Source organism: Siminovitchia jepli (assembly GCF_047228825.1).
Taxonomy (GTDB): domain Bacteria; phylum Bacillota; class Bacilli; order Bacillales; family Bacillaceae_C; genus Siminovitchia.
This window is the reverse complement of record NZ_JBFEGN010000132.1, coordinates 1-6824: the sequence shown is the minus strand read 5'-3', so window position 1 is coordinate 6824 and position 6824 is coordinate 1. Positions and strand designations below refer to the sequence as shown.

Here is a 6824-nt window from a genome sequence, read left to right as displayed (position 1 = left end):
AACCTCATCTGGAAAGGGAAAAGCACAAAGTACACACGCGCCATTGCGATTTGTCGCAATGGAACCGTGACCCTTTATGGTTACGGAACCTCCCCATTTCAATGGGGAGAGGTTTCAGTGAAGTATCTACAGATCTATCAGAGACAGCACACGGCAATCAACAAGTAATTGAAACAGAAAACACTTTATTGTCGTCCATTTTCCATGAAGAAATGAAAAATGGAGAATATGCCGTTTTTAAAAGGGATAAAGCATCCATCACCTTTTCAATCCTCGAAGCTTCGGGAGAAGATCAAAACGTCAAAGTAACGGATGTAAAGCCGGTCTTTGAAGATAATATGATCACGCATAAGGACATTTTTCCAGACGTTGATTTGCGGAATATTACCTTTAATGAAAATGTCAAAGAAGACATTATACTGCACTCGTATACAGGGCTCAATACATTTACTTTTCATTTAAAAACGGAATTAAACGGCAAAGTGCAAGCAGATGGTTCCATCGCCTTTTATGATGAAAAAGAAGAGGAACCCGCTTTTGTACTCCCTGAACCGTTTATGACAGATTCCAATATTGATGAACTTTCGTCGGAAGCAGCACGTTCCGAGAATGTTACATACGATCTGCAAAAGACGGAAGACGGCTATCTCCTGACGGTTACGGCAGATGAGGAATGGCTGAAAGCGCCTGAACGGGTTTACCCGGTGTTTATCGATCCTACAACTTCATTATCCACAAGTTCTGACGCTTTCGTCATGAGCGCTTATCCAACCACGAATTATGGAACAGCCACAAAGAAGTGGGATTCCAGTCAACATCAATATGTGTTAAAAATCGGCTATTATGATGGGACAACCGGCACGAATTTCGCCTTCCTAAAACAGAATATTGCAAAGATCGATAAAGCCGTGATTGATTCGGCCACGCTGAATGTCTATGTCACCCATGCCTATTATGCCACAACGAAAAACGGCCTCTGGCTGGATGAAGTTTCAAGCGGATGGGATGCTTCCACCCTGACTTGGAACAATAAGCCGGGTTCCAAAAATATCGGGAATGTCAATGCAGGGAGAGATGAGTGGGTACAGTTTAATGTATTAAATACCGTAAAAGCTTGGGCCGCCGGGACTAAAGCAAATCATGGATTCAAGCTTCATGCCAACGGAAATGGACAAACCTACTGGAAAAAGATTGTCTCTTCCGACAATTCGACATTAAAGCCATACCTGTCTGTCACATATCATTATGAGGCTCCGCCTGCCCCGACCGTCACGGCGACATCAAATGGCACGGGGACAGGCACCGGATATTTAAATATTAGCTGGAATAAAGTCCCCGGGGCTACCGGGTACAAAGTATTATTGTTCAATGGCAAAAATTATCAGGCATTTTCTGTCGGGAATGTAACGAGCTGGTCAACAAAGGGGCAGAAAATTTGGCCTACCCAGGCGCAAATCAATTCGGGAATTTACCAGTTGAGGACGGATAAAACAGGGACCGAGCTGGCCTTTAATCCAAACCCGGTATACAAGAATGCCGCAGCTGACGGCGGAACGTATCCCGATGCCCGCAACTATTGGGTCAGAATTGTAGCCGTATATCCCGGCGGTGACAGTCCCCAATCGGCCGCAACCAGAGTCTATATGCCGATGGAAGTCCCGAAAACACCAACGGGACGTCCGTATGCCAATACGATGAATGAAAAATCCGGATATGTCAAATTGAACTGGGAACCGGTTGAAGGGGCGGATGGCTACAAGATTGGGCTGTACAACGGAATCGAGTATCAGGAAGTGGCATCGGTCGGAAAAGATACACTGTCATGGTCAACGCAAAATAAAGGGTTGTGGCCGACAAAGGCGCAAATTGATGCAGGGGGATACAAATTAAACGTCAATGGCGGCGGAGCCGAGCTTGCCCTTGATCCGTCCCCTGTCTATCGAAATTCCAAGGGAAATTATCCAAACAATAAAAATTACTGGTTTAGAGTGAAAGCATTCAGCAAGGCCGGCCATCCCGAAAGCAGCTGGTCAGGCGCTTTCACACCGACGATTCCAGGCCCCGAAGATTTCCTGGGAATGGAAGACTACTGGACCGGCATTGACGTGCCGAACGGAACGGTCAATGCCGCAACAGGAAACTTCATATTGGATGAGACAGATTATTCGATTGACGGCCGCGGGCCGGGGTTAAGTATTGGCAGAACGTACAACAGCCTGTCGGCCACCAAAGGGATTTTCGGATTTGGCTGGCATAGCGATGCCGAAATGAACATCAAACCGGAATCTTCCTACATCAAATTCACCGATGAGGACGGAACGATCCATCGTTTCCTCAAGAAATCGGACGGAACGTTTGAAGCGCCGACGGGCGTATATCTTGAATTGAAAGAGACAACAACAGATTATATCATTACCGATAAAGACCAGACGAAGCTCTATTTTGACAAAACGACCGGCAGGATCAAAGAAATCCGGGATGCGCAAAAAGAAAGCAACAAAACGACATACACCTACACAAACAACCAGCTGTCTGCCATTACGGATGCGTCAGGAAGAAAACTGACCCTGGAATATGTCAACGGGCTGGTATCAAAAATCACCGATCCAAAAGGGCGGGCGACGACTTTTGCCTATCAAAATGACCTGTTGGTCTCAGTCACGAATGCCAATAAGGAAACGACAAAATATGAATACAATGGCAAAAAACAATTATCGAAGCTGATTGATCCGACAAGCACGAGTGAAAAGCCTGTTCAAACCGTATATGAATATGATGCAGCAGAAAAACGCATTCAAAAGGTGACGAATCCAAAAGGAAAGGCGACAACTTTTACCTATGATCTGCCCAAACGGACGCTGATCGTCACCCACCCAAGGGGAAATAAAACGTTTTATGAGTATAATGCGGCGGCCAATCCCGTCAAGCAAATCGATGCCTATGCACCGGGCAGTACCGGGCCGAACGACAACCTGGAATCCCGGTATGAATATGAAGGAAATAACCTCATCAAATCATGGGATCCGAAAGATATCGGAAAAACCGCAACGGAAGCCTACACATATGACAAAAATGGCAATGTCCTGACGGCAACAGACAGCTATGGAAAAGAAACGTATCAGTACAACAAAAACAATGATGTCGTTGAATTTGTGGATACGGAAGGCGAAAAAACAACCATTTCCTATGATGGCTTGAACCCCACTTCGGAAACGGATGAGACAGGAGTGGTATCTTCCGTATCAAAGTTTGACAATTACGGAAATGAGATTCAATCCAGTACCGCGCTGTCTGCCGCGAACAATCTGGTTTTAAATTCCAGTTTTGAAGGAAACTACAACAATTGGACTGTCTCGCTTTCCAAAGATAGCGGCACGGCTTCGATTGTGAACATTCCGGCAGCAGAGCTTCGGCCTCTGGGTGGAAAACAGGCTGTAAAGCTCACGTCTAATTCCACCACGGAAGGAACGGAATTGGGGTACTCCTCCCTGACCCAGGTGATACCGGTTGAGCCGAATCAAACCTATACCTTTAGTGTGGATATGAAAACAGTGAATCTAAAAAATGCCAAAGCATTTTTAAACGTTCAACAGTTAAACGGGAATACCCGCGTCCAGTGGAATGACAACAGATATTCCGCATTAACAGGCACCCAGCCATGGACGAAGCGGCAAGTGACCTTCAAAACGGCGTCCAATGTCAATAACGTCCGGCTATATCTGGAAATCGACCACAACAGTCCCACTTCTTCAGGAGAAGCATGGTTTGACCGCATCCAATTGGAAAAAGCGGATGTCTCGTCCTCTTATAATCCGATCGCAAACAGCAGCTTTGAAAATGGATTAACGAGTTGGACAAAGACAAGCGGAACGGCGACAGTGGATCAAGCAAATGCATACGATGGGAACGCTTCCCTGAAAATGACCCGAACAACTGCCCAGGACGGCATTCAATACAAACAGGTATTTCACATCAACCAATCTACCAATTCGCCCAAACCGTTCACGATTACCGGGATGTCAAGAAGCAGCAAAGTAACGAACACGGTGGAAAACGGGCCGAACAAAGATTACTCATTATGGGCAAAAATTGTATATGCAGATGGAACATCAGAAGATAAACAAGCCATGTTCCCGCTCGGCACACAGGAGTGGAACCGCTCGGCCATTTACATCCATCCCTCAAAGGCGGTGCAATCGGTTGAAATCTATCCGACTTTTAAAGGGAACAATGCGGGTACCGTATGGTTTGACTCCATCCGGCTGATCGAAGGAAACATCCTCTCTTCGGCTGTGTACGATGCAAAGAAAAACTATGCCGAGGCATTGACGGATGTCCTGAACCGGAAAACACAGAAAAAATATGATGAAGTCGGAAATCTGCTGGAGGAAACGGATCCAAAAGGCAATAAGAAAACCTATGCATATGATGCCAATAATCGATTAAAGACGCTCAGCCTGCCTAATGCGTCGGTCGTTTCCTACGACTATGACAAAAACGGAAACAATACCGCGAAAACCATCAGTGCGGGCGAAAAAAGACAAACCTTTACTTATCAATACGACGAAGACAATAAAGTCACATCGGTCACCGATCCGCTGAATCACAAGACCAGTTATCAATATGACGATAACGATAATTTGGTACAGACGATCCTGCCGAACGGGCAAATCATTAAAAACACGTATGACAACGCGGATCGCATCGATAAAATCTACTACAACAACAGCCTGGCCTTTGAATTTGTCAAAGACAAAAACGGCAACGAAACATTGATTGCCGACTCTCTCAATCAACTGAAAAAAGAGCAGGCATTTGATGCGAAGAACCGGATGACGAGCCAGACGATCAAAAAGAATGATGCCATCATTGGAACGGTTTCCTGGAAATACCCGGCCAACTCCGACAAGCTGGAGTCCACAAGCTTTTCGCATAAAGGAACGGCGCAAACGATCAGCTATGAGTATAATAAACTCGAACAAAATACGGTCGTAAAGAACAATGGGAATACATTCCGGCTCGACTATGACGAGTTGGGCAATGTGACAACCTACTCCCCTGCCAACGGTGTCGGCACCACCTATGTGTATGACCCGGCCGGACAGGTGATTTCCATGTCAACAAACAAAGTGGATTCATCAACCGGGGCCATGACGACCGTTATCGATGAAAAATACACGTATGATGCCAACGGCAACCGTACGGAGATTCTTTACAATGACGGCAAGAAAGAAACATACACGTACGACCATATGGACCAGCTTGTCCGCGAAACAAAGAAGGACGGCTCCGTTAATGAATACAAGTACGACGGATTCGGCAACCGGATTTACCAAAAGATCGGCAGCCAAGCGGCCGTTTCATCGACCTACAACATGCTCAACCAGCTGACTGCCTACGGAAACGAAGCCATCAGGTACGATCAAAACGGCAACCGGATTGAAGATGGAAAGTTCACCTATCAATGGAATGCGGCCGATCAGCTCGTATCCGTCAAGAAAAAAGGAGAAAGCGTTCCTTTTGCAGAATACAAATATGATGATGACGGCCGAAGAATCCAAAAGAAAGTAAACGGCACCATCACCAATTACATCTATGGCGGCGACAGCCTGAATGTCCTGTATGAAACGAATGCCAATGACCAGGTGCAGCGATCTTACGTTTACAGCGCTGACGGCCAATTGCTGGCCATGAACAAACACAGCGGAAATACAGTTGCGGCCACTTATTACTATCATTACAACCCGCGCGGCGATGTCATCGCCTTAACGGACCAGTCAGGAAACATTGTTGCCAGCTACTCGTACGACAACTGGGGAAATCCGTTGGAGACAAAGCGGGCGGGGATTGCACTGGAAAATCCATTCCGCTATGCAGGCTATCAATATGACGAAGAAACCGGCCTTTACTACTTGATGGCAAGATATTACCATCCAACACATGGCGTCTTCCTGTCAATGGACCCGGATCCCGGCGACGATGACGATATCCTGACGCAAAACGGCTATACGTACGCGAATAATAATCCGGTTATGATGGTCGATCCGGATGGTAAGTTCCCTTGGCTTGTGATAAATGCAGGCATGGCTGCTTATGCTGGCTATAAAGCTTATAAATCAGGGAAAGGATGGAAAGGTGTTGCCGGTGCTACGGCTCTTGGGTTTGTTGGAGGGGGAAAATTCAAAGCTGCAAAAAAGGCTACTCATGCAGTATACACCCTAACCAAAAATGGAAAGGTTGTTTATGTAGGTAGAACTAAAAATATTAAAGCAAGGAAGTATGCACACAAAAAAATGCATAGTGACGCAACTTTTAATGTAGTAGCAAAAGGCCTAACCTATAATCAAGTGCGTGGATTAGAACATAGATTATACTTAAAAAATGGAGGTAAAAGGAAATTAAGAAATAAGATTCGGCCAATTAGCAAGAAGAATAAAAAAATGAAAATATATATGAGGGATTCAAGAAGTATATATAGGAATTTACGATAAATGAGGATATTAATTGAACTAAAACAAATATCGTGAAGGCTCTATTTCAAAGAAAGTGGCCGTATATCTTCAGGATCTTGTCAAGGATGTCAAGGTGTTTATGCTTGAAGAAGACACTTCTTACCTTGATAAAAGAATAGTTAGTTTAAAAAGTTTACACCTAAACTCGCGATTAGTAATTCGTTTGGTCTGGCTCATAGGGGATAGACAACATTGCCTGCTACACATATAAAAATGCCTTAAACAAAGGAAGGTTGTAAGTTTGAAAATCATTAGTTGTAGGAGTTCGCCTTGGAGTTCCTAAAAAAGACAACACTAAATAAAGGTACCGAA

1 protein-coding gene is annotated in these 6824 nt (G+C 45.1%); it reads left to right on the top strand.

What is annotated here, in order from left to right:
- Positions 1-101: 101 nt before the first annotated feature.
- The gene (locus AB1L08_RS21100) at positions 102-6491 is read left to right on the top strand and encodes a DNRLRE domain-containing protein (protein WP_413066580.1); all 6390 of its coding nucleotides are present in this window, start codon (positions 102-104) and stop codon (positions 6489-6491) included.
- Positions 6492-6824 lie beyond the last annotated feature (333 nt).

Bases quoted from the DNA above. Each gene is read 5' to 3' on its own strand.
- AB1L08_RS21100 (WP_413066580.1), top strand. From the start codon at position 102: ATGGGGAGAGGTTTCAGTGAAGTATCTACAGATCTATCAGAGACAGCA.